The 24,272-nt window shown below is 32.8% G+C and carries 15 protein-coding genes; 8 read left to right on the top strand and 7 right to left on the bottom strand.

What is annotated here, in order from left to right; all coding sequences use genetic code 11:
• Positions 1-66 precede the first annotated feature (66 nt).
• The 3 genes from H9L18_RS10190 to H9L18_RS10180 all read left to right on the top strand — a co-directional run bounded on the left by H9L18_RS10190 (position 67) and on the right by H9L18_RS10180 (position 3,767).
• Positions 67-309 (top strand): DUF896 family protein, encoded by a 243-nt coding sequence (locus tag H9L18_RS10190; RefSeq protein WP_126796044.1) that lies wholly within the window; start codon positions 67-69, stop codon positions 307-309.
• A 106-nt stretch (positions 310-415) separates the two neighbouring features.
• Positions 416-2,413: a transketolase gene (gene tkt, locus H9L18_RS10185; RefSeq protein WP_425510252.1), complete on the top strand. Its 1,998-nt coding sequence runs from the start codon at positions 416-418 to the stop codon at positions 2,411-2,413.
• Positions 2,414-2,558: 145 nt separating this feature from the next.
• Entirely contained in the window at positions 2,559-3,767 is a 1,209-nt protein-coding gene (locus H9L18_RS10180; RefSeq protein ID WP_126795159.1) for a plasmid pRiA4b ORF-3 family protein, read from the top strand.
• Between the two features lie 70 nt (positions 3,768-3,837).
• Here the strand turns inward: H9L18_RS10180 and H9L18_RS10175 are convergent, their stop codons facing one another.
• Together H9L18_RS10175 and H9L18_RS10170 are read right to left on the bottom strand one after the other, a co-directional pair.
• Positions 3,838-6,534: an alpha-mannosidase gene (locus tag H9L18_RS10175; RefSeq protein ID WP_126795161.1), complete on the bottom strand. Its 2,697-nt coding sequence runs from the start codon at positions 6,532-6,534 to the stop codon at positions 3,838-3,840.
• A gap of 20 nt (positions 6,535-6,554) precedes the next feature.
• Complete coding sequence (locus tag H9L18_RS10170) at positions 6,555-7,853, bottom strand: glycoside hydrolase family 125 protein (RefSeq protein WP_126795163.1); 1,299 nt, start codon at positions 7,851-7,853, stop codon at positions 6,555-6,557.
• A gap of 156 nt (positions 7,854-8,009) precedes the next feature.
• Here H9L18_RS10170 and H9L18_RS10165 point away from each other — a divergent pair, with 156 nt between their 5' ends.
• Positions 8,010-9,080: a GntR family transcriptional regulator gene (locus H9L18_RS10165; RefSeq protein WP_185847506.1), complete on the top strand. Its 1,071-nt coding sequence runs from the start codon at positions 8,010-8,012 to the stop codon at positions 9,078-9,080.
• Positions 9,081-9,123: 43 nt separating this feature from the next.
• Here the strand turns inward: H9L18_RS10165 and H9L18_RS10160 are convergent, their stop codons facing one another.
• Genes H9L18_RS10160 through H9L18_RS10150 form a run of 3 tightly spaced genes read right to left on the bottom strand, consistent with a single transcriptional unit; the run spans position 9,124 to position 11,772 of the window.
• Entirely contained in the window at positions 9,124-10,290 is a 1,167-nt protein-coding gene (locus H9L18_RS10160) for a CynX/NimT family MFS transporter (protein WP_126795167.1), read from the bottom strand.
• A gap of 52 nt (positions 10,291-10,342) precedes the next feature.
• Positions 10,343-10,906, bottom strand: coding sequence for a helix-turn-helix domain-containing protein (locus H9L18_RS10155; protein ID WP_126795169.1), 564 nt, complete (start codon positions 10,904-10,906; stop codon positions 10,343-10,345).
• Positions 10,906-11,772: an SPFH domain-containing protein gene (locus tag H9L18_RS10150; protein WP_126795171.1), complete on the bottom strand. Its 867-nt coding sequence runs from the start codon at positions 11,770-11,772 to the stop codon at positions 10,906-10,908. The genes H9L18_RS10155 and H9L18_RS10150 overlap by 1 nt, the downstream gene beginning before the upstream one ends.
• Before the next feature lie 73 nt (positions 11,773-11,845).
• Between H9L18_RS10150 and H9L18_RS10145 the strand changes: the two genes are divergently transcribed.
• A complete protein-coding gene (locus H9L18_RS10145) occupies positions 11,846-12,211 on the top strand; it encodes a hypothetical protein (RefSeq protein ID WP_126795173.1) in 366 nt (121 codons plus the stop codon).
• A gap of 59 nt (positions 12,212-12,270) precedes the next feature.
• On the opposite strand, the gene H9L18_RS10140 is transcribed toward H9L18_RS10145, so the two are convergent.
• Positions 12,271-14,460 carry a GH92 family glycosyl hydrolase gene (locus H9L18_RS10140; protein WP_126795175.1) on the bottom strand — a complete coding sequence of 730 codons (2,190 nt, stop codon included), beginning with the start codon at positions 14,458-14,460 and terminating at the stop codon, positions 12,271-12,273.
• Between the two features lie 152 nt (positions 14,461-14,612).
• Complete coding sequence (locus H9L18_RS10135; RefSeq protein ID WP_126795177.1) at positions 14,613-15,962, bottom strand: APC family permease; 1,350 nt, start codon at positions 15,960-15,962, stop codon at positions 14,613-14,615.
• Between the two features lie 182 nt (positions 15,963-16,144).
• Between H9L18_RS10135 and lepB the strand changes: the two genes are divergently transcribed.
• The 3 genes from lepB (at position 16,145) to addA (ending at position 24,219) form a co-directional block, all read left to right on the top strand.
• Entirely contained in the window at positions 16,145-16,702 is a 558-nt protein-coding gene (gene lepB / locus H9L18_RS10130; protein WP_126795179.1) for a signal peptidase I, read from the top strand.
• Positions 16,703-16,907: 205 nt separating this feature from the next.
• A complete protein-coding gene (locus tag H9L18_RS10125; RefSeq protein ID WP_126795181.1) occupies positions 16,908-20,468 on the top strand; it encodes a PD-(D/E)XK nuclease family protein in 3,561 nt (1,186 codons plus the stop codon).
• The gene (gene addA, locus H9L18_RS10120; RefSeq protein WP_126795183.1) at positions 20,458-24,219 is read left to right on the top strand and encodes a helicase-exonuclease AddAB subunit AddA; all 3,762 of its coding nucleotides are present in this window, start codon (positions 20,458-20,460) and stop codon (positions 24,217-24,219) included. Before H9L18_RS10125 ends, addA begins: the two co-directional genes overlap by 11 nt.
• Positions 24,220-24,272 lie beyond the last annotated feature (53 nt).

Here is a 24,272-nt window from a genome sequence, read left to right as displayed (position 1 = left end):
TAATTGTAATTTTTTCGGAATTAAGCTAAAATTATAGGTACGTATTAATGTTTAAGGAGAGAATAAATGTTATCAAAAGAAAAATTAGCCCGTATTAATGAGCTAGCTAAAAAATCAAAAACTACAACTGGCTTAACCGATACAGAAAAAAAAGAACAAGCTTTATTACGTGAAGAGTACTTAGCTCGCTTTAGAGGTGGGATGCGTAATCATATAGAAGGAATGAAGGTTGTTGATACTGAAGGTAACGATGTGACACCTGATAAATTAAAAGAAATTCAAAAAGATAAGGGACTTCATGGAAGATAAGTAGTCCCTTCTTTTTTGATTTATATATGAAAAGCCTTGCAAAAAAGTCTCATTAGCGTTAGAATATAATAAAGGTAAATTAAACCTAAATAGGAGGATGTATTTTATGAAGTTCGATTCAATAGATCAATTAGGTGTTAACACCATTCGTACACTAAGTTTAGACATGATTCAAAAAGCCAATTCAGGACACCCAGGTTTACCAATGGGAGCTGCTCCAATGGCTTATACGTTATGGACAAAACATTTAAAAGTAAACCCAAACACATCAAGAAATTGGGCAGACCGTGACCGTTTTATTCTTTCTGCTGGACATGGTTCATCTATGTTATATAGTTTACTTCATTTATCTGGTTATAACTTACCAATGTCAGAATTAAAAAATTTCCGTCAATGGGATAGTTTAACACCAGGACATCCAGAAGTATGGCATACAGACGGAATTGAAGCAACAACAGGTCCTCTTGGACAAGGGATTGCAATGAGTGTTGGTTTTGCTATGGCAGAAGCTCACTTAGCTGCTACTTACAACAAAGATAACTTTAAAGTGGTTGATCATTATACTTATGCTTTATGTGGAGATGGCGATTTAATGGAAGGTATCTCTCAAGAAGCTGCTAGTTTAGCTGGTCACTTAAAATTAGATAAATTAATCGTTCTTTACGATTCAAATGATATTTCATTAGATGGTCCATTAGATAAATCATTTAGCGAAAGTGTTAAAAATCGTTTTGAAGCAACAGGTTGGCAACATCTTTTAGTAAAAGATGGCAATGATTTAGAAGCTATTTCAAATGCGATCGAAGAAGCTAAAAAAGAAACAGGTAAACCAACTATTATTGAAGTAAAAACAATTATTGGTTTTGGAGCAGAAAATCAAGGAACAAACAAAGTTCACGGAGCTCCTCTTGGAGCTGAAGGTTTGGCTCATGCTAAAAAATCTTACGGTTGGGATTACCCTGAATTCACTGTTCCAGAAGAAGTAGCTACTCGCTTTAACGAAGATATGATTGTTAAAGGTGAAAAAGCTGAACAAGAATGGAATGAGATGTTTGCATCATATAAAGCAGCTTATCCTGAATTGGCAGCTCAATTTGAAGCAGCCTTTAAAGATGAAGTAACAGTTGATTTAGAAAAAGCTTTACCAGTTTATGAAGTAGGAGATTCTTCTGCTAGTCGTATTACAAGTAAAGAAGCTATCCAAGAATTAGCTAAAGCAATGCCTAATCTTTGGGGTGGTTCAGCAGATTTATCTTCATCAAACAATACAATGATTGCTGGAGAAAAAGACTTCGAACCAGGTTCTTATGAAGGCCGTAACATCTGGTTTGGTGTTCGTGAATTTGGAATGGCAGCAGCGATGAACGGAATTGCTCTTCATGGTGGAACACGTGTTTATGGTGCAACATTCTTCGTGTTTGTTGACTACTTACGCCCAGCTGTGAGATTATCAGCTATTCAAAAAGCACCAGTTACTTATGTCTTAACACATGATTCAATTGCCGTTGGGGAAGATGGCCCAACACATGAACCAATTGAACAATTATCAAGCTTACGTAGTATGCCTAATGTAAACTTAATTCGTCCAGCAGATGGTAACGAAGTAGCAGCCGCTTGGAAGATAGCAGCAACTTCAACAGAAACACCAACTGTTTTAGCTCTTTCTCGTCAAAACCTACCAGTTCTTGAGGGAACAAAAGAGAAAGCTTACGAAGGGGTAGCTCGTGGTGGTTATGTCTTATCAGCATCAAAAGCAGACACACCAGCAGGTATCTTAATTGCAACAGGTTCAGAAGTGAACTTAGCAATGGAAGCTCAAAAAGAATTAGCAAAAGACGGAATTGATGTATCAGTTGTATCAATGCCATCAACAGCAGTCTTTGATGGACAAGAAGCTTCTTATAAAGAATCTGTTTTACCTAAATCAGTCACAAAACGCGTTTCAATTGAAATGGGAGCAACATTTGGTTGGGAACGTTATGTTGGATTAGATGGAAAAGTGATGGGAATTGACCGTTTTGGAGCAAGTGCTCCAGGTAATACAGTGATTGAAAAGTACGGCTTTACTGTTGAAAATGTGGTTAAAACATTTAAATCTTTATAATTAAAATTAGATAATCAATTAAAAGAGTTACCTTTAAGGTGACTCTTTTTTTGTATTCTTACACTAAAATTCCTGTTTTTATTTTTATACTATAGCTAATATGTTACACTTTTCGTAAGAGTCTAAATAAAAGGGAGAGTTTCAAATGTACCATAAATGGATAAAAGAATATGGGAAAACTGACGGATTTTTAAAGGCTTATAAAGGAGTTACAGGCGCTCCTTTTGGTTTAGAAAACGAAGAAGGTGTCCTAACGCAAGAAGATTTTTTACAAATTTTAGAAGATTTTAGAATGGTTATTTTAAAAGAGTTAAAAGTCGATATTGATAATTGGAACGCAGGAGTATTTGTCATGGGATTAGTTGATTTTATTCCTAAATATATAGAAATTGATAATACAGTCATTCTAGAATTTCAAATTATTCTTAGTAACTTTTTATTATATTTAGAAGAAAAAGATTATTTAGAGAATACAAATGAGTTAATAATCGCTATGGTAGAATTTATGCCTGTTTGTTTGAACCGGAATCTGGATACTAAATATTGGTCATCACTCAAGCGAAAAAACATTGAATCGTATATGGAATACATGGATGATCAAATGGAGATGTTAAGTGATTTGTTGGATGATTTAGAAGAAGCTGAGATATCCAATAATTTTTTTCCTCTAACTAATAAACAACAAAATCAAGATAAGATTATTCCTATGAAACCGTCACAGATTATTCCTTTTGAGGGAGCTAATAAAAAAACGTCTAATAAAATATATCAATTAAGAATCGATATAGTAGGAGCAAAACCGCCAATTTGGCGCCGAATTTTAGTACCAGCGGAAATGACATTTGAGGACTTGCATGAGATTATTCAAACGGTTTTTGGTTGGAATACAGCCCATTTGTATCAATTTAATGTGGGAAGTGTTATATTGAGTGACTTCGAAGCAGAAGAGCTATTAGGGGAACCTACTCAATTTTATTTTGAACCTCAAGTGAAAAAAGATATGGCGAAAACTAAATTAAGTCAATTAGTTAATTTAGGTGATAAATTTGAATATATCTATGATTTTGGTGATTCTTGGGAGCATAAAATTGTTGTTGAAGAATGCCTAGATAAAGATCCATCGATTCCATTTTATCCTTATTGTACAAAGGGAAAGAGAACAGCTCCATTTGAGGACTTTGGTGGTATTGAAAGATTTGATGATTTTGTAGCTAGTTTTAAGAAAAATGCTAATAAAAAATCAGTTCAAGATGTTTTAGAGTGGGCAGTGGGTGAAGACATTGAAAGATACCATCCTGATCATGTTGATATAGAAGAGATTAATGAGATTTTAGGTATGTCATTTTTGGAGTAGTTTCTTTTTGAGATTCAGTAAAAAACTTCTTAATCAGTAAGAACTTTGATTAAGAAGTTTTTTGTCTTTTTTATTTAACCCAACGTAAAGTTTGAATCTTGGCTGGTTTGATTGTTGTTTCAAGAGTTTTGTTCTCTTTAAATTCTTCAATCATATTAGCCTCATGAGCGTTGTAGTCATTAATAGCTACTTTCACATCACAATTTTCAGTGTTTGATAAGTTGAATCCACGTGTGATGATATCTTCACCATGTTCAACACGTTTAATAGCTGTTAAAGCATATTGTTTACTATCAATAGCCAAAAATTGATGAGTTGGGTTTAATTTTCCAATGTGTTGGTCTGTCTTAGTAACGATCATCGGAACTTGGAATTGTTTAGCTTCGATAAAAGTTTGATACATGTCATTAGTTCCGTGGAACCCGATGGCAAATTTAACAGATTGTTGTCCTAAACATTGGGCTTCAGGTGTTGGGAAGTAGCCCCAGTCACCAAGTTCTCCAACTGCTCTGAGAATCGTTAAGGCAATAGTACAATCTTGTGGTAGAACTTCATATTCATTTAATCCAAAGTTGGCTACCGTCATTCCTAAACTCTCATCATGAACGTTAACAAACGCTTGCTGATGTTGAGGATTTGTTGGATTTTCCCAAGTAGCTTCGTTAACATGATTTGGTCTTTCAACGACTTCGAAGATACTTTCAGCAAAATGAGTTGATGTCTCAAGTCCAGAAGGGAAAAGGACACGTAAACGATGGTCTTTCATTTGATTGTCAAAACTTGTATTGAATTTAATTTGCCCGCTATTTTTTTCAAGACGAACAATTGTCTTGATTTCAAATGGAACTAATTTATCACTTCGATTGGCTTTTCTTTGACGCATCTCATAAACGGCACGCATTTCCAAGTCAAGTAACTCTTCAGCCGATTCTGGAATCATCATTGTTTGAGTAATTAAGATTTCAGCAACAAAAGGACTATTTGTTATAACTTCTCTGGTTGTTGGAAAATCATGAGCGTAAAGTGCTTTGTCTTCCCATGGTTGTTTGAAGATATATTCATTTCCAATATCTCCAACGTTTTCATAAATCAATCCACTCGGGTAAGTATGATTTCTTAATTTATCAGTAAAGTTAATTAAACCATTTTCTAAAATTTCAGCTTTTACCAAGTCATTTTCTAAAGTCATTGTTGAATCATCAACTAAAGAAGTTGTTATTTGTTCTTTTTTTCCTTCAATAAGAGCATAGGTTGTCCAAGACATTCCAGGCATAGCTACTAAGTTTAATCGAACAGTTACATAAATTGCCATATATGGAATGCGGAAACGATCAGTTGGTAAGTCATAATCAAAAGCAACATCTGTTTTGACTACTTCAGCAGGAATCACGTGACCATTTTCATCTACTACATGGAAGTCAGTTAATTCTTTTACTTCTTCTTCTAGTTGATGGAACAATTCAAGAGGGACACCTTCAGCAAAAGTCTGACATTTCCATTCAATCGTTGTCTCAACCACTTGATTTTTAGTGTGGCCAGATGTGTTGAAAACAACAAATGGTTTAGAGTCACTTGAAAAACTAGACGTATTGATTTCACTTGTTAAAGCAGTTAGAGCTTCGTCTGCTAGAAACTTACCAACTTCTTCAGATTTTTGGTAACGTGTCATCATTTCTTGGTGAACTTCATCGACACTACAACCACAAATACTATCATGAGGATGATTTTGCATTAAGGTTTTCCAAGCATAACGTAGTTCATCATGAGGATAAGTACCAGTCACTTCATATGCCATTGTTGCTAAAGGCTCAGTAATATTTTCTAATTGACGTTCAACGGTTGTATTTTTTTGTTTTAAGTAAATACGAGCAGAAGAAGTATTAGCTAAAGTATACCAACCATCTGTTTCCTGAGACGTTAATTCGCCTTCTACAGTACTTAAGTTTTCAGGTAAGTCGTTCATAACGGCCTCTAAATAATCATCAAAATTACTATGGATAAATTCGTAATCTGGGTATAATTCATTAGCTAATTTAATAGCTTCAGTCACATCTTTTTGAACTGGCTGATGATCAACACCATTCATCATTAATAAGTGGTTTGTTGAAGCGTATTGTTCAGCATCAGGTAATTTTTGATTCCAAAAAGCTAAAGCTTCTTCCTTTGTTGTAGGAATTTCATTTCCATTACTATACCAGTTAGCAAATAATAAACCGAATATTTTTGATTGGTCAGGGCCTTCCCATAACATTTCAGAAAATTGAGAAGCATATTTTTCATCATTTATTACAGCATTATTGAATCCTGTTGGTTTAACACCTCGTCCAAAGGCAGCGGCTTTTATTCCAGCTTCTTCCATCATTTGAGGTGTTTGCCCCATGTTACCAAAAGTATCTGGAAAATAACCTAACATAGTTGGATTACCCCACTGACGAGCTTCCTCTAGTCCGATGAGTGTGTTTCGTGCATTTGCTTCACTACTAATTAGAAAATCATCTTGTAATATATAGAAAGGACCAATTTTTAGTTTACCCTTATCAATTGCTTCTTGAACTTCTTGTCTTTTTTCAGGTCGAACTTGAAGATAGTCATCTAGGATGATAGTTTGCCCGTCTAAATGAAAACTATCGAAGTCTGGATTTGTTTTAAATAATTCAAGTAAGTCATCCATCAAGCGGATTAAGCGCATATGATGTTGTTCATAGGGCATGTACCATTCTCTATCCCAATGACTATGAGAAATAATATAAACTTTTTTCTTTGACATATTGATTAGCTCCTTAAGATTTAATTATAGTGTGCGTCAATGCGAATATCGTAGTAATCCATAACTAGCTCACAAAACATCATATTGGCCCATGAGAACCATTCTCGTGTGAATTGGTTTGGATCATTAACATCAAAACCTTCATGCATTAAATTAGTACCGCCATCACAGTTAACTAATAAGTCAAGAATACGTTCTTTTTCTGATTTATCATTTGTTGTTAAACCTTCAATGGCTAGGGCGATTGGCCAAACATAATTTTCAGGTGTATGAGAACTACCGATTCCTTTGGCAAATTTTCCTTCGTAGAAATATGGATTTTCTTTACTTAAAAGAGTTTCTCTTGTTGCTAGATAAGTCGGGTCTTCTTTGTCACAAAAGCCTAAATAAGGAGCAGCCATTAAACTAGGGACATTAGAATCATCCATAATAGAAAAACCACCTAGACCATCTACCTCATAAGCATAAACATCTTTTCCGGCTTTATTTTGAACAACAGCGTATTGCTTAATGCCATCAGTAATTTGTACTTTAAGTTCACGAGCAGAAGCAACAATCTCTTTATTATCAAAGAGAGTAGAATAAAGTTCTTCTAAATAGCCTAAAACAACCACAGCAAACATATTAGATGGAACTAAATAACCATAAATACAGGCATCATCACTTGGTCTAAATCCAGACCATGTCATACCAGTTTTAGCAACGGGAGTTCCTTTTCCGTTATGACTCAATGTGTCTTCTGTTCTAGTCGTATCTCTTTCAAACGTATAAGGTGAGTCAGCATGATTTTGTTCAACTTGCCATAGATGAAGGATTTTTTTAACTCCTTCGTGGAAATCTTCGTTGAATTGAGAGGTATCTCCTGTTTGTTTATATAATAAGTATGAAAGTTGGACAGGGTAACATAAAGAATCAATTTCATATTTTCTTTCCCAAGTCCAAGGTGTCATCATTGTGTCATCTGTTTGATGGCCGTTACCATTAGCTTCTTCATTGAAAGCATTTGCATAAGGATCCATGTTGATATATCTAAATTGACGTTGAACCAAACCACTAATCATAGCTTTAATATCATCGTCTTCTTTAGCGATAACTAAGTAAGGACGGAATTGTGCAGTTGAATCTCTTAACCACATAGCGGGAATGTCTCCCGTTAATAGAAATGTTGAACCGTCATCATATCTACGAACAGTTGTTAAAAGTGTATTAGCAAAACCCGCTTTGAAGTTCTCTGCCCATCTAGGGTGGTCCTTTTGACATAGGTCACTCATTTTATCCATGAATGTTTGAACTGATGTAGGTACTTCTGTATAAGCCATAATATTATTCCTCCGTTTAAATGATATATCATATATTTACAATTCAGATTATATGATATATCATTATAGTTGTCCAGTAGGAAATAAAGTTTTTTAAACAAAATTAAATATGATATGATATATCATGAAAACAGCATAGAAATGGATGAAATGAAAATGGCAAATCAACCCTTATATAAAAAAATTTATCAGGAATTAAAAAAACAGATTTTTACTGGTGAACTGAAAGAAGATGAACAATTACCTACAGAATTAGAGTTATCAGAAATGTATAATGTTAGTCGTATTACATCTAAAAGAGCCGTTGTAGAACTTGAAAATGAAGGCCTAATTTACAGAGTTCGTGGAAAAGGTAGTTTTGTTAAGAGAAGAGAAACAGAACAAGTGTCCACTAATCAGGAGACAATTCTTTTTATTATGCCATTTGCTCAAAATGAGGGCTTTGGAAACTATGCAGAAGGAATCCTTGAAAGTTTTAAAGAAACACCTTTCAGATTACAAATGCAACCTCATGAATGGCTCACTTCAGGAAATGATTATACGTTAAAACAAGATTATGCTGGTATTATTTATTATCCAATTAATACTCAAATTAGTTTAGATTTTCTTTATAAATGCCAAGTTCAAGAAATACCTGTTGTGATATTAGATAAGTCAATTGAGAAAATTGAATATGATTCAGTGGTTGCAGATAATCATGAAGGCGGAAAAATGTCAGCAGAATACTTTTTAGACCAGGAAATTGAGAATGTTTTATTTATTAGCGTGAATCGTTTTTCAGATGTTTCTTCGGTAAGAGACCGTTATTTAGGATACTTAACTGCCATGTATGAAAACGAGAAAAACCCAATTCAATTAATGCCTAAGGAAGGCGAGGAGTTGGAAAGCTTCTTCAAAACAGTTTTTGAAGAGGTGAATCAATTAACTCAGGAAAACAAAAATGTAGGATTAGTTGTTGAAAATGATGTCATTGCTATTCGTTTAATGACTTATTTGAAACAACAGGGAATGGAAGTACCTAAACAGGTAGGAATTATTGGATTTGATAATATTCAAGCAGCTAATCTAATGGATCCACCATTAACAACTGTTGCTCAAAATTTTTATGAGATGGGTCATCTTGCAGGAGAGTTATTAAAAAATCAAATAGTAAATACAAAAAATAATTACTCAGAGCATGTTGTTCCAATTGAATTGATTGAAAGACAAAGTGCTAAATACCAATAAAAAGAGTGAGATAACCGATCATGGTTAATCTCACTCTTTGTTTTTAACTAATTTTTTTATTGGCGCCAGCTTTTAGACCTACAAATAATAGAACGATTGTGATTCCTAATAAAAGAATTAATGAAGATTGCCAACCGTTTGTTAAATCATGTAGTAAACCAAATAAAAATGGTCCAACAGCTGCTAAGAGATAACCAATCGATTGAGCCATACCAGACAACTCTGCAGCTTCTTTTGGAGAGGTTGTCCTCAAATTGAAAAACATCATAGATAGACTAAAGGCAATCCCACCGGCCACGCCAATCGCCATAATAGCTAGTGTGATAACGAACATTTGACTAAACATTAGGCCAACAATACCTAAAGAAAATAAAGCAAAAGAGGTAAATACTAATGATTTTTGATTTTCTCTTTTTTCAGCTACGATAGGAATAATAAATGTAATAGGAAGTAAGGTCAGTTGTAATAGTGATAACATACCACCAGCTTTACTGCTATTGACACCTTGAGAAATTAACATCTCTGGTAGCCAAGCAACTAGAACATAAAAAATGAATGATTGGATACCCATAAAGAGTGTTACTGACCAAGCAAGTGAAGAGTGCCAAATAGATGATTCAATTGCAGCTTCTTCATTTTTATTAGGTTCATGCTCCTGTTTTAGTTGAGGTAACCAACCAATTAGGGCTAAAATAGCAAGAATTGTCCAAAGGCCTAGTGCTTTGTTCCAATCAAATCCAATAGTTTGAACTAAGGGAATACTAACGCCTGAAGCTATAGCTCCTGTTAAGTTCATACTAACAGAGTAAATTCCGGTAACTAAACCACTTTGCTCACTAAATTCTTTTTTGACAAGACTAGGAATTAGAACGTTACAAACTGCAATGGCACATCCTAAAATCATTGTTCCTAAGAAAAGAGTCGCTAAAGTTGGAATAAAACGAACACCAAGACCTATAATTAATAAAATAAGACTCATTAAAATAGTTTTTTCAATCCCATATTTTTTAGCTAATTTTGGAGCGATAGGAGAAATAATAGCAAAGGATAGCAATGGAATTGTCGTTATTAATCCAGCTTGTGCTCCTGTTAGGTTTAGATGCTCGGTAATAACACCGACTAAAGGCCCTACTGATGTAATAGGAGCTCGTAAGTTAGTTGCAACTAGGACAATACCTAGTAATAGTAGGTAATTCATTTTCTTTTTCATAAAAGATCCTTTCTAAAAAACATATAATATAATATATACGAAATATATTATATTATATGTTTTGGTATTTAACAACTATATTTAGGAAAAGATCTTCATTTGTTTCGTTAATGTATTCATGCTGTGTTCCAGAATCAAAGTTAATACTGTCGTATGTAGAAAGAAAGTAGAGTTGCTCTTTTACTTTTAATTTTAGTTCACCTTTCATAACAGTAATAATTTCAATGGAACCTTTTGTTTGATTCATAACTGGATTTGAAGAGTTAGCTTTAAGACAAACTCTAAAAACTTCAATATTTTCATCTTGGAAAATAGGTTGAACGACCCAACCATTTTCCAAGTCATTGATAAAGTAACTTTCAGAAAACTTAGAAATAGTTGTGTTGGGCGTTGAAAAGCCTAACACTTTTGTTAAAGGAACATTTAAAGCTTCTGAAAGTTTCCATAGACTATTAAGCGTTGGGTTTGATTTTCCATTTTCAATATTACTAATTGTAATGCCACTTACTTGAGATAATGAAGCAAGTTGGTCGATGGTTAAATTATTTTCTTTTCTTAATTGCCTTAAATCTTTACCTACATTATTAATTAGTGAATTATTTTCATTTATTGTCATTAGTCACTTAAATCTCCTGTGTTGATTACTGGTTGAGTTCCTTTATCAGTAATAATTGAAACGAGAAGGTTATTGATTAATTGTACTTTTTTGTCATCAGTAAAAGTCATTTTTTGTCCTTCTTCAATTTGCTCTAATGCCATTTGTGTCATAGAGACAGCACCCTCAACAATTGTTTGTCTAGCTGAAAGGATGGCTCTGGCTTGTTGCCTTTGAAGCATAGCACTCGCAATTTCAGTTGCATAAGCTAAGTGGTTTAATCGTGTTTCAATTACTTCAACTCCAGCAATAGAAAGGCGTTCCTCTAGTTCAATTTTCAGTTTTTCAGAGACTTCGGTTGTATTGCCACGAAGAGTAATGTCTTGGTCTTCAAAAGTATCATATGGATACTGAGAGGCGATATGTCTTAAGGCAGTTTCACTTTGAATAGCAACAAAGTCTTTGTAATTATCAACTGAAAACAGAGCTTTGGCAGAATCTACCACTTTAAAAACAACAACTGCTGAAATTTCAATGGGATTACCATCAGAATCATTCACCTTTAAAAGAGCTGTATTAAAGTTTCTTACTTTTAGTGAAAGAGGAATTTTTTGAGTTAATGGAGTTGTGATAAACAGTCCATTATCTGTAATTGTTCCTAAATACTTACCAAAGAAAAGTATGGCTTTTGCTTGATTGGGACTAACAATCGTTAGAGAGCTGATAAAGAGTCCTGATATAATCCAGATAAGTGCTCCTAAAATTGCAGTTCCAATGGTTTCGTTAATGATTGTTAGATAGAATAAGTAGCCACCACCAGCAATCATTATAATTAAAATAAATAAACCTAAGTAACCGTTAATATGAAATGTATTTTTTTCTTCCATTTTTAATCACTTCCTTTATGATGATAGTATAATACAATTAAGCATAAAAAAATACGAAAAGAGGCAAAAGCTTGTGTCTAAAATTTATCTGATTAAACCAAACAAGTTAAAAGAGAATCAAATTTTGGTTGATATATCATATTTTACAGAAGGTTGTTATGGCCTTTATTTTACTGATGCTGAGGTAGTTGAAACAGGGGATATTAACGAGTTAGAAAATTTAAAAGCTTTTTTAAGACAAGCTGACTATATCTTTCTTTGGGGTGAAATGGATAATAGAAGTTATTTTGAATTAGGTCTTTGTTATGGGCTAAAGGTCCCAATTTACGTTTTAGATGATAATCCAAATTTTGATACTTCCCATTTAGGTTTAGAGTTAGATTTAGAGATTAGATCCATTAGAGCTTTAGATTTTATAGAAAAAGAAATAGCTGATTAAAATTTAATAGAGCTACTCACAATTAATTGAAAAAAAATTTTTGTGAGTAGCTCTTTATATTATTTTGTTAATGAGTAAGGTAGTTGACTATCAGTATATGTTGTAGTTGGTGGAACTAAACATAAATCAAATTCAATATGGGCTCCACCCATTAAATCCTTATGTGTAAAGAAAAGGTCTTGATGAACCTCTTCATTCAATCGAATTTCTTTTGAGTAATGATATTGAGGAACATTATTATTTGTTTCAATTGTTAAATCTTTTCCGTTGGCTAAATGAACAGTCACTTTATCAAATAAAGGAATACCAATTGAATACTCACCGCTACCTAGCGTGATAGGGTAAATTCCCATGCTATTTAAGACAAACCAAGCACTCATACTACCGTTGTCTTCATCTCCTGGATATCCTCTATATCCAAGTTCGAAAGCACGAGTCATTAATTCTTTTAGAATATGTTGAGTGGTACTTAATTGACCAACATAATTAAAGAGATGTGGGAGATGGAAACTTGGCTGATTTGAAATAGCAATTTGCCCAAAATCAATAGCTGCCATTTCACTCATTTCATGAATTTCAAAACCATAACCATCTACATCAAAAATCGGATAAGTATTACATAAATTAGTGATAATCTCTGTAAATTTCTCTTTACCACCATGAACTTTGATAAGCCCTTGATAATCATGGAAGGTAGCAAAACTATTTTGATAAGCACTGCCTTCTGCATAATCACGCCCCCATGCATAAGGATTGAAAGGTGTTTTTGGAGTACCATCTGCATCTTTAGCACGTAAAACTCCAAATTCAGTATCTACTAAGTTTCGATAATTTAATGATTGTTTTTCATATTCTTCTTGTGTTTTTTTGTCATTTAAAACATCAGCCACACGAGAAATACAGAAATCACTATAAGCGTAATCTTGTGTGTGATTCACACTTTCATGATAGTTGCTAGGAACATAACCGTATTTTAAGTAATCTTCGGTTCCTTGACGACCATAGTTATCTTTACCGCTATTAGTTGTTGCCGCTTTTATCATTGCCTCTAAAAATTGAGGCATTTTTTCTGATTTAATTCCTTTAACAGCAGCATCTGCAATAACGGCATCAATCAGAGTACCAGGCATTAACCCACGTTCATCAGGAGATAACCACTTCGGTAAATAACCACTATTTTGATAAGCATTATAGAAACCTTCTAACATGTCTTCATACTCTTTAGTAGCAATTAAAGAATAGAGTGGATAGATTGTGCGGCATGTATCCCAAAAGCCGTTATTTGTATAATAAGGGCCAGGTTTAACAGACTTACTTAGTGTATCGTAATGAACTTTCTCTTCCTGTTCATTGATTTCATGCCATGTTTGGGGAAATAGGAAGCTTCGATACATCATTTGATAAAATAGAGCAACTTGTTCTTTATTTTTACTTTCAACTTCAATTCTATTTAAATAAGAAACCCATTTATTTGCTGCTTTTTCTTTATGTTCTTCAAAGCTTATTCCTTGTTCTCTTTTTAAGTTCAGTAATGCTTGTTCAGGACTAATAAATGATGTAGCCAGAGTAAGTTCAACTACTTTTTTCTGAGAACTTGTTTCAAATGAGAAGTAAATATCAGGATCTGTTAGTTGAATTGTTTCCTTATCTAAAGAAATCATACGTTCATTTTTTTCAATTTGGCAAGAAGTAATTGATTCAGATAATGAGATAGCTAGGTACATTTTTAAATCTTTATCTTCTGAACCTGCATAATTAGAGATAAACCCTGTAATTAAATCGCCTTCATTTTTAAATTCAGCAGGTCCTTTTGAACGAACAAAGAAACCAGGAACTTCATTTTTTCTTTCATAAGTAAATTTAAGATGACCTCCATAAGTAAAGCCAGTTAACTCGCTTAAAATACGATGTCTCTCTGAATAAATATTGAGGTAGTGAGGTTGAAAAGTTGCTTCTTCTGGTCGAAAAGATCCTTGATTAAAGTAACTTTCTGTTTTGGAAACCGCACCTGAAACAGGAGCAATGACAAGATGACTAAAATCTCCCATCCACGGACTAGGTTGATGAGTTAATCTGAATCCTTGAAAAACTCTATCTTCTGGATGAAACCACCAACTCCCATTATCTCCATTAGTTTGAACACAAAAATAATTCATACCAAATGGAACACCAGTGTAAGGAAGAGTGTTTCCATTTGAATAGCTATGCTGATTAGCTGTTCCGTGACGTGTATCAATTGTAGTTAACATATTAAGTCTCATTATGATATATCTTTTTATTTTATTTTTGATATGATATATCATATCATCAAAACCAAAAGAAATAAATGAAAAAGTAATTTTTTTTAAGAAATAAAAAAGATCATGATATAAGATAGAAGACTTATATCACAATCTTTTCATTAATGTTTATTTTTATAAAAAAGATACCCAGTTACGCAAAATGATAAGCAAATGATAAAAAAGACAGACATAGATGCAGGGTTAGATGAAAAGCCTCCCACAATAATAATTAAACCGCCAATCATTGCTAATGTAGGTGATACAACACCAGTGAAAAAATTAGTAATCACTTTTTCTTTATAAAGCATCATTACTTTAACATACAAAATACTATAAAAAAGATAGCCAAAGACGATAGCAATTTCACTAATATCTCCAGTTGCCATTAAATGAAATTTTTGGGTTAAATAATGAACGCCAAACCAAAAAATAGCACAGGTTAAACTAATCATTGCAGAATAGTTTCCTAAAAAACCTTTTTTATGAGTAACTATTTTTTTGGCTGAGGGTACCATTTCTTTTGAAGCTAAGGCATAAGGCATACGAATGTGTCCTAGTGCAACCCCATTTACAACTCCTAACATAGAAATTAATATAAATATCAAAATAACTATTTCACCACTTCGTCCTAGAAGTAGTTGTCCAATTGCCATTACAGCCCCGTCTCCTGTGGAAAGAATGTACTCAGGTCCTAAAATTTTATTCATTCCTAAGAAATAAGATAGGTAAACGAAAAGGACAATGATTGGAGCAATCGTTAAAGCAAGGGGCATTGTTTTTTTAGAATCTTTCACTTCGTTTGAAATACTTAAAGAAATCGCCCAGCCATCATATGAAAAGGCGGTTGGTGCAAGAGCAGCTAACCAGCCGATCCCAACATTAGTTAGTTGAACTGGCTCAACATTTGCCGGAATTTCTGGTTGTGCTTGTTTAAAGAATATTGCGACAACTCCAACGCCAATTAAAGGAATCAACTTAATGACTGATGAGATGACTTGAAATTTCCCACCAATTGAACTTGAAATAATATTAATAAGATAAAAAAATAGCAAATATAAAAAACCAATTCCCATTTGTAAATCAAGTTGATTAGGTAAGTTAAATAATAAACAAGTATAGATACCAGAAGCCCAAGCAACAACAACAGCAATCGTCGGGTAGTAGAGGAAAGTTTGGAACCAACCAACTGCACTAGCCAATTTATTTGAATAAAAATCTTCAAAGTAGCCGACAATTCCTCCTGTTTTAGTTGAAATAGAAGCAAGATTTGAAAGAGAAATACTTCCAAAAATAATGCTAAAGGCTCCGATAATAAAGACAAGTGCTCCTAAAAAGACGTTACCACCTGTAAAAGTTAAGATGTCATCTACTTTGAAAAAGATACCAGAACCAACGCAGATTCCAACAATCATAGCAGTGGCAGTCCAAAGGCCGTATGATTTGTTTTGATTAATAAAAATCCCTCCCATTTTATAATTTTATATATGGAAATATACCATAATTTGTTATAATAAGGAATAATAAATGTGAGTACAAGTGATTAATTTATCTATTTCTAGTCAGAAAATTAATAAATGTCCTAATCTATTCACAAAAACTTCTATATGGTAAACTATAATAGAAAAGAATCAATTATGAGAGAAGTGACTATATGAGTAAAAAAGAAATAATAAGTAATGTGGTTTGGTTTGGTGGGTTAGTTGTTATCTTATTCTTACTTCGAGCATTTGTATTCTCGCCAACTAATGTATCAGGAAATTCAATGAATCCAACAATGGTGGATAGAGAGCGGGTTATTGCTTTAAAACAATCTGATGTGGAGAGATTTGATATTGTGACATTCCCTGCACCAGATAATCCTAGTCGAAATTATATTAAACGAGTTATTGGTTTACCAGGAGACACGATTGAATTTAAAGACGACCAATTGTACATTAATGGTAAAAAATATGATGAACCGTACTTAGACCAATATAAAGATAATCCAAATGAAATCGAAGCGCCATACGGATTACCTTTAACACAAGATTTTAAAATGGATGATTTGCTTGGTGAGAAAAAAGTACCAAAAGGTGAATTTTTCGTAATGGGTGATAATCGTCAAAATTCAAAAGATAGCCGTATGATTGGTTTTATTAAAGAAGATAATATTTTAGGAAATGTAAAATTTTCTTATTGGCCACCTTCAAAATGGGGTACGGTTAAATAAAAACTTGCTTTAAGAAATTAAAGGAAAACAAAAAACTTATCGAAGTTTATGTTTTCAATTGATTTCTTGAAGCTTTTTTTGTTAAACTTTACACACCGAACATGTTTTCGTATAATGACGATAAGAAATAACTATTTTAGAGAAATTTTATTTTAGTTTATAATAGAGAATAGTAAGAGTGAATGAGAAAGAGAGGAGTCAGAGTGTGAGTATTCAATTTATTATAGGACCAGCAAGTGCTGATCATACAAAAGAATTAGTTAGACAAGCAGATGACTGGCTAAAGCAAAGTGATGAGAATGAAGTTTTTTACTTAGTTCCTAACCACGTTAAGTTTGAAACAGAGATTAACGTACTACAAGAATTATCAAACCTTCCTCCTTATAAAGATTGGGAACACATGGTGAGTATGAGGTTACAAGTTTTCAGTTTTTCACGGTTAGCATGGTACTTCTTACAAAATACTGAAAAATACCAAAAACAAAAATTATCAGAATCAGGAAAATATATGGTTTTAAGGCAGGTATTATTAGAAATTGAGCCCGAACTAATTTTATTTCGTCAAGAAATTAATAAACCTGGCTTTATTGAGCAACTTATTGAGATTTTTGATGAGCTTCAAGAAGGATATATCTCACCAAAGGATTTAGAAGAGACTTATTTGTCAATGGGACAAGAAACTCATGAAGCAGATATCAAAGTGAAACTTAAGGATATTCAATTAATTTTCGATTGTTACACGAATCGATTAATTGAGTTAGACTGCGATGGTCATGATTTATTGTTATCTTTATCAGAATTTTTAATGGAGAATCAGCAAAAAAACATCATGTTTATTGTATCTGGATTCACTAATTTTACAGCAATAGAAAAACAGTTGATTGAACAATTAATGCGTGTTTCAGGTGAATTCCGAATTGCTCTTGTATTAAATCAAAAATACACCCAACAGGCGCCTCAAAGTATTGATCTTTTTTATAATACAGGTGTTTTATATCAAGAGCTATTTCAACTGGCTCAAATGAATCAATTACCTGTCTTAATTGACAAAAAATTAACAGGAGCAGTTGATTCTAAACTAAATGTCATAGATGAAGCTTGGCAAGCTAGTCAAAAATTAGCTAAATCTAATCCACAGAATAAACAAGAAGGACAAGATGTACTAGAAATTTGGAAGTGCAATGATTCTTATGCAGAAGTTATGTCTGTTGCTAAAAAAATTAGAGAATTAGTTGCAAGTGGGCATTATCGATACCAAGACATGGTTGTTTTAACAAGAGATATCGAATCGTATCAACGAATTATTGAACCGGTTTTTTCATCGAACGATATTCCTTTTTATATGAATCAAGAGCAAGAAATGAAACATCATCCACTAGTGGATTTTTTACAATCTCTTTTTAATATGAATCAACATTACTATCAGTACCGAGATGTGCTACGATTTTTGAGAACAGAGCTATTTTGTCCAGATAATCAAGAACTTGAAGCAAACTTGCAATGGGAAGACTTTATGTTGTCTTTTAGAGAACAGATTGATTACACAGAAAATGTCGTATTAGCCTATGGTTATAGTGGTAATGATTGGATAAAAAAACAAGATTGGAAATATATTAATTACCATTATGGTTCAGAAGAAGACACACTAGACAAGGATCAAATCATTCAAGAAAAATCAAACGATATACGTCACTTGATTAGAGATTATGTAGCTCCTTTTTTTAAAAAATTAGAAAAAGTCAGTCTAGGAAAAGAAGCGAGTCTTGTTTTTTATGATTTTTTAATTGAAGCAGGTATTGAAAAACAAATTTTGTTTATGAGAGATCAAGAACTTCTGCGAGGTAATCTGATTAAAGCTAGAAATCATGAACAAGCTTGGCAATCATTGATGACTTTATTAGATGAATACACCGAACTAATGGGCGACTATCCGTTTGAATTGAAAGAGTTTATACAAATATTCCAAACAGGATTAGAAGGGTTGTCTTTTAGCAAAGTCCCAACAACTTTAGATCAGTTAGTTGTTACTTCGATGGATTTGGTTCGAGCTAAAAAAAGCAAAGTCACTTTTATTATTGGGGCAACAGATCAACAGTTACCAAGAAAAATTGAAAATAAAACATTGCTGACAGATGAAGAGCGAGGCCTGATAAAAGAACAATTACCTGTTGAAAAACATTTAAAAAAAGATCGGACAGGTGACTCTGCTAAAGAACCGTTCGTTTTTTATCTCTCTTTATTATCCGCAACAGAAAAAATCATATTGTCTTATCCAAGAATAAGTGAAACAAGTAAAGAGATAAAAATATCCCCTTACTTAGAAGTACTAAAAAAATCTCTTGGTGTTGAAGAACAAAGTAAGTCACATGGTTTTGAAGTGAATCAAGACATAAATGTATCTGATTTTTCAACAGATGATGTGTTACTTAGTCAGTGGATTGGTTTTAAACGCTTATTACAAGATGAAAATTATCCAGCACCTTGGTTATTTAATCAATTAGAAAAACGTTTATTAAAAGAGAAAGAATTTAAAACAAAACGATTATTATCGAGTTTAGAACATCAAAATATACCTGAAAACCTATCGCCTGTTTCAGTAGAGGAACTATATGGAGATACGGTTTATGCATCTGTTTCGAAAATTGAGAATTTCTACAAATGCCAATACAAGTATTTTTTAATGTATGGTTTAGGCTTAAAAGAGCGTGATAAATTCGAACTGTCTCCAGCAGCTACGGGAGATTTTTATCATGAAACTTTGGATCAATTTTTTAAAGAATTGATAAAAAGAGAATTAGTATTGAGTCAAATGACTCAAGGTGATATCTATGATTTAACTCAAGCGGTTTTGATGAATGTTCTTGGAGAAGATAAATTTGCTATTTTGAACACAACAAACCGAATGAACTATATCAAATATCAATTAGAAAAAACAATTCACCGAGTTGGTTGGTCTTTAAAACGACAAAGTGAACGAAGTAATATGGATGTGATTCAAACAGAAGTCTTATTTGGACAAGCTTTGCAGGAAATTAGTTTAGATAGTCTAGATTTTGAATTGAGTCAACAGAAAAAATTAAAAGTTCGAGGAAAAATTGACCGAATTGATAAGATGAAAATAGAAGAAGACGTATACTTATCAGTGATTGATTACAAATCAAGTAAGCATAATTTTGATTTTGTTGATGCTTATTATGGATTAGCACTTCAGATGGTCACTTATTTAAATGTGGCTTTAGAAAATGCCGTTACGTTAGTTGGAGAAAAAGCCAAGGCAGCAGGCGCTTTTTATATGCATGTTCAAAACCCAGTTTTAACAGGATCTGAAAAAATTACGGATGAAACATTAGAAGAAGAGATGCTGAAAGCTTTTAAATATGAAGGCATATTAGTCAAAGAAGAACGATTACTGGAAAGCCTAGATAAAACAATCGATTTAGGGATTAAATCTAGTGTTTATCCGTATGAACAATTAAAAAAAGGAACGATGAAATCTTCCCGCTTTGTATCAGAAGAAGAGTTAGATTGGTTAATTGACAATAACCAAACGAAGTTTAAAGAGGCAGGAGAAGCTATTTTTAAAGGATCAACTAAGTTAAATCCAGCTTATAAAGGTCAAACAAGAGTTGCCTGCGAATTTTGTCCCTTTAGAAGTGTTTGTCAATTTGACGTCATGCTAAAGGAAAATAATTATCATCGAATTGAACCCTTAGATAAGGAAGAGATAATGAAGTGCCAAATGGAGGAACAAAAAAATGACGAATGAAGTAGTAATTCCTTTGAAACCTGAAAATAGCCATTTCACTGATAAGCAGTGGCAAGCTGTTTATGATGGTGGTAGTAATTTATTAATTTCTGCTTCAGCAGGTTCTGGTAAAACCACTGTTTTAGTAGAGCGAGTTATTCAAAAAATAAAAAGTGGTGTAAATGTAGATGAATTGCTGATTGTAACGTATACAGAAGCAGCGGCAAAAGAGATGAAGCAAAGAATACAAGTAGCTGTGCAAACAGCTATTAATGAAGAAACAGATATTGATAGCAGACAACATTTGATTCGACAATTGAGTTTACTTCCGACAGCTTCAATTAGTACCTTACATGCTTTTTGTTTAACGGTTATTAGAAAATATTATTATTTGATTCATATTGATCCAGTTTTTAGATTGTTGACAGATGAAACAGAAATAGCCTTACTGAAAGAAGACGTGTGGGAAGAGGTACGAGAAGAATTATATGGTGAGAACAAAGAAAAATTCTATCAATTAACAGAAAATTTTTCAAATGATCGAAATGATAATGGATTAACTAATCTAATCTTTTCTTTATGTAATTTTGCTAAATCAAATACGGACCCAGATAAATGGTTAGATAGCTTACCGGCTATTTACGAAGTTGAAAATAGCATTGGCGAAAGCCCACTATATCAAAATTTAATGAAACCTAATTTAGTAAAAGAGTTTCTTCAAATCAAAGAGCAATGTGAATCTTTAATTCGGCAAATCAAAGGAGAGCCTGATTTTGAAAAAACCGTTGGGGTTCTAGAATCAGATTTATTGTTTATCCAGACGTTAAGTAATCAAGTAAATTCAGATGATTTAACAGGATGCTATGAGTCTTTACTATCTACTAAATTTGCTGTTATTAAAGGACCAAGTAAAAAAACAAGCCCAGAAGAAGTGATGGCTTTCTATGAAGAGATAAAAAATGAACGAGATATGATTAAGAAAAGGGTAGCGACTATTAAAAAGAACTATTTCAGCTTGTCACCTGAGAAAATGTTAGAGTTGATGAAGCAAACGAAACCACTTGTCGAAGAGATGGTTTCTGTTTGTAAAATTTACTTAGAAAGCTTTCGTAAGGAAAAAGAAAAGAAGAATTTAGTCGATTTTAACGATTTAGAACATTTTACTTTAGCTATTTTAAGACAGCTAGAATCAGATGAGTGGGTAGCTTCAGAAGCATCTATCTATTATCGTAATAAATTTAAGGAAGTTTTGGTTGATGAATACCAAGATGTTAATAGGTTGCAAGAAGGTATTCTTTACTGGTTAAGAAAAGTTGACCAAGAGAATGGTAATTTATTTATGGTTGGTGATGTGAAACAATCTATTTATGCGTTTCGTTTGGCAGATCCTACTCTTTTTATTGAAAAGTATGAACAATACGCAACTAATGATGATGGACGTAGAATTATTTTAGCAGAAAACTTTCGCTCTAGAGGTAGTGTTTTAGATTTTACTAATCTTATCTTCACTCAATTAATGGATAGAGAATTAGGCCAAATTGAATACGATAAAAGTGCTGAGTTAATTACAGGATTTAAGGGATATCCAGAAACTAAGTCTCATGATACAGAAATTTTAATTTTTGAGAGTGAATCTGAAGAAGAGGAAATTGAAAACTTAGATTTAACGTTTACAATTGATGATAAAACAGAAGGTGAATTATTAATTGTTGGAAAAAAAATCAAAGAAATGATTGATAATAAGTTTCCTATTTTTGATAAAAAGAAAAAAGAGACTCGACCTATTAAATATCAAGATATTGTTTTATTAAGCCCAACGAAAAAAAATAATTTAGTTATTCTAGATGTTTTTAAAGAATTAGATATTCCTCTTTATATTAATGATACTCAAAATTATTTTCAAGCAACTGAAGTAAAGATAATGGTTGCTTTGCTTCAAATTATTGACAATCCTTATCAAGATATTCCACTTGCAGCAGTTCTTCGCTCGCCGATTGTTGGAATTAAAGAAAATGATATGGTAAAGATCAGACAATTTTCTCAAACGGGTTACTATTATGATGCATTAAGACAATATTTAAGAGAAGAAACGAATCGCTCAGAATTATATCAAAAAATTGAAGAGTTTAACCAATTACTAACTGGTTGGCGAGAACTAGCTAGACGAGAAAAATTAGTTACTTTAATTTGGCGAATATACCAAGAGACAGGTTTACTGGATTATGTAGGCGGCATGCCTTCTGGAAAACAGAGACAAGCTAATCTTCATGCCTTATATGAACGAGCAACTGCTTATGAAGAGATGAACTTTAAAGGGTTGTTTCAGTTCATTCGTTTTATTGAAAAAATGCAAGCTAAAGATAAAGATTTAGCAGAACCAAATGACTTGAGTGACTCTGAAGATGCAGTACGAGTGATGACTATTCATGCGAGTAAAGGGCTTGAATTTCCAGTAGTCTTTGTTCTGGATATGAGCAAACAGTTTAATATGACAGATATCAATCAACAATCGTTTATTTTTGATGAAAGTTTAGGTGCAGGAATTAAATATTTTGATTCGGAAAACAGGATTAAATATGAGACATTACCTTATGTGGTGATTAGGGAACAAAAAAGGCGTAAATTACTTGCAGAAGAAATGAGAAAGTTATATGTAGCATTAACAAGAGCGGAAGAAAAACTCTTTTTAGTTGGCTCTTATAAAAATCAAGAAGATGCTTTGAAAAAATGGCAACAAAATCTGACATCGGATCACTTGATTCTTTCAACAAGTGGTAGACTGGCTCAGAGAAGTTTAATGGGATGGGTTGGTATGAGTTTAGTCAGACACCCTGAAACACTCAAGGCTTTTCCTAGTATTACTCTAGATCCTGTGAAAGGCTTAGGGAGTTTGCCGGGAGATTTTAGTATTCAATTTTTTACGAAAGACGATGTTATTTTAAAACAAGGAGCGACAGAACTTGAAAAAATAACTAATCATCTTGAAAATGATGGACCTGATCCTCAGTTTCTCAAACAAGTAGTTGACCGATTAAATTATCAATATTCAGACCTTTCAGCAACAGTTACAACTAGTTATCAGTCTGTATCAGAAATTAAACGTGTATTTGAAGATCCGGATAATAAAGAACTTCAAGTTTTAGATTTTTCAAAACCAATGACACTATCTGGCAATCGAATAGTGGGAGAGGAGTTAGCTAAACCAGCATTTTTAAGTAAAATGAAGGGGGCAACTCCTGCTGAGATTGGAACAGCTACCCATTTAGTCATGCAAATGTTGGATTTATCTAAACAACCAACTTCGGGAAATTTAGATGAATTGATAAACACATTGATCCAGACAAAAGTATTAGAGGAGAATATTGCTCAAAAAATCGATCAAGAACTTATTCTAAAATTCTTTAACACGTCGTTTGGGCAACAATTATTAAAAGAAAATAACCACATAAAAAGAGAGCAACCATTTTCTTTACTTCTTGAGGCAAAACAAATTTTTTCTAATTTTGAAGGAAAAGAAACAGATAAATTATTAGTTCATGGGATCATTGATGGATTTATTGAAACGGAAGATGAGTTAATACTTTATGACTTTAAAACTGATTATGTTCCAAAAAAAGCAACAGAAGCAGATATTGAATCGATTAAGAAAAAATATGTCGGACAGTTAAATCTTTATCGTCAAGCATTAGAACAGATAAAACAAAGAAAAGTCACTTCTGTAAAGTTAGTCCTTTTAAAAGGGGATAAACAAATTGAAATGTTAGATAATTAAATAAACATGTGGAGTTAAAGAACAAAAAATGGTAAAATTCTTTTCATAAAGGA

Source organism: Vagococcus carniphilus (assembly GCF_014397115.1).
Taxonomy (GTDB): Bacteria; Bacillota; Bacilli; order Lactobacillales; family Vagococcaceae; genus Vagococcus; species Vagococcus carniphilus.
The sequence above is the reverse complement of the archived record's forward strand: the minus strand, read 5'-3'. Positions and strand labels throughout refer to the sequence as shown.

Excerpts from the sequence above, each read along its gene's own strand:
- H9L18_RS10190 (WP_126796044.1), top strand. The coding sequence starts at position 67 with ATGTTATCAAAAGAAAAATTAGCCCGTATTAATGAGCTAGCTAAAAAA.
- tkt (WP_425510252.1), top strand. The coding sequence starts at position 416 with ATGAAGTTCGATTCAATAGATCAATTAGGTGTTAACACCATTCGTACA.
- H9L18_RS10180 (WP_126795159.1), top strand. The coding sequence starts at position 2,559 with ATGTACCATAAATGGATAAAAGAATATGGGAAAACTGACGGATTTTTA.
- H9L18_RS10175 (WP_126795161.1), bottom strand. The coding sequence starts at position 6,534 with ATGTCAAAGAAAAAAGTTTATATTATTTCTCATAGTCATTGGGATAGA.
- H9L18_RS10170 (WP_126795163.1), bottom strand. The coding sequence starts at position 7,853 with ATGGCTTATACAGAAGTACCTACATCAGTTCAAACATTCATGGATAAA.
- H9L18_RS10165 (WP_185847506.1), top strand. The coding sequence starts at position 8,010 with ATGGCAAATCAACCCTTATATAAAAAAATTTATCAGGAATTAAAAAAA.
- H9L18_RS10160 (WP_126795167.1), bottom strand. The coding sequence starts at position 10,290 with ATGAAAAAGAAAATGAATTACCTACTATTACTAGGTATTGTCCTAGTT.
- H9L18_RS10155 (WP_126795169.1), bottom strand. The coding sequence starts at position 10,906 with ATGACAATAAATGAAAATAATTCACTAATTAATAATGTAGGTAAAGAT.
- H9L18_RS10150 (WP_126795171.1), bottom strand. The coding sequence starts at position 11,772 with ATGGAAGAAAAAAATACATTTCATATTAACGGTTACTTAGGTTTATTT.
- H9L18_RS10140 (WP_126795175.1), bottom strand. The coding sequence starts at position 14,460 with ATGTTAACTACAATTGATACACGTCACGGAACAGCTAATCAGCATAGC.
- H9L18_RS10135 (WP_126795177.1), bottom strand. The coding sequence starts at position 15,962 with ATGGGAGGGATTTTTATTAATCAAAACAAATCATACGGCCTTTGGACT.
- lepB (WP_126795179.1), top strand. The coding sequence starts at position 16,145 with ATGAGTAAAAAAGAAATAATAAGTAATGTGGTTTGGTTTGGTGGGTTA.
- addA (WP_126795183.1), top strand. The coding sequence starts at position 20,458 with ATGACGAATGAAGTAGTAATTCCTTTGAAACCTGAAAATAGCCATTTC.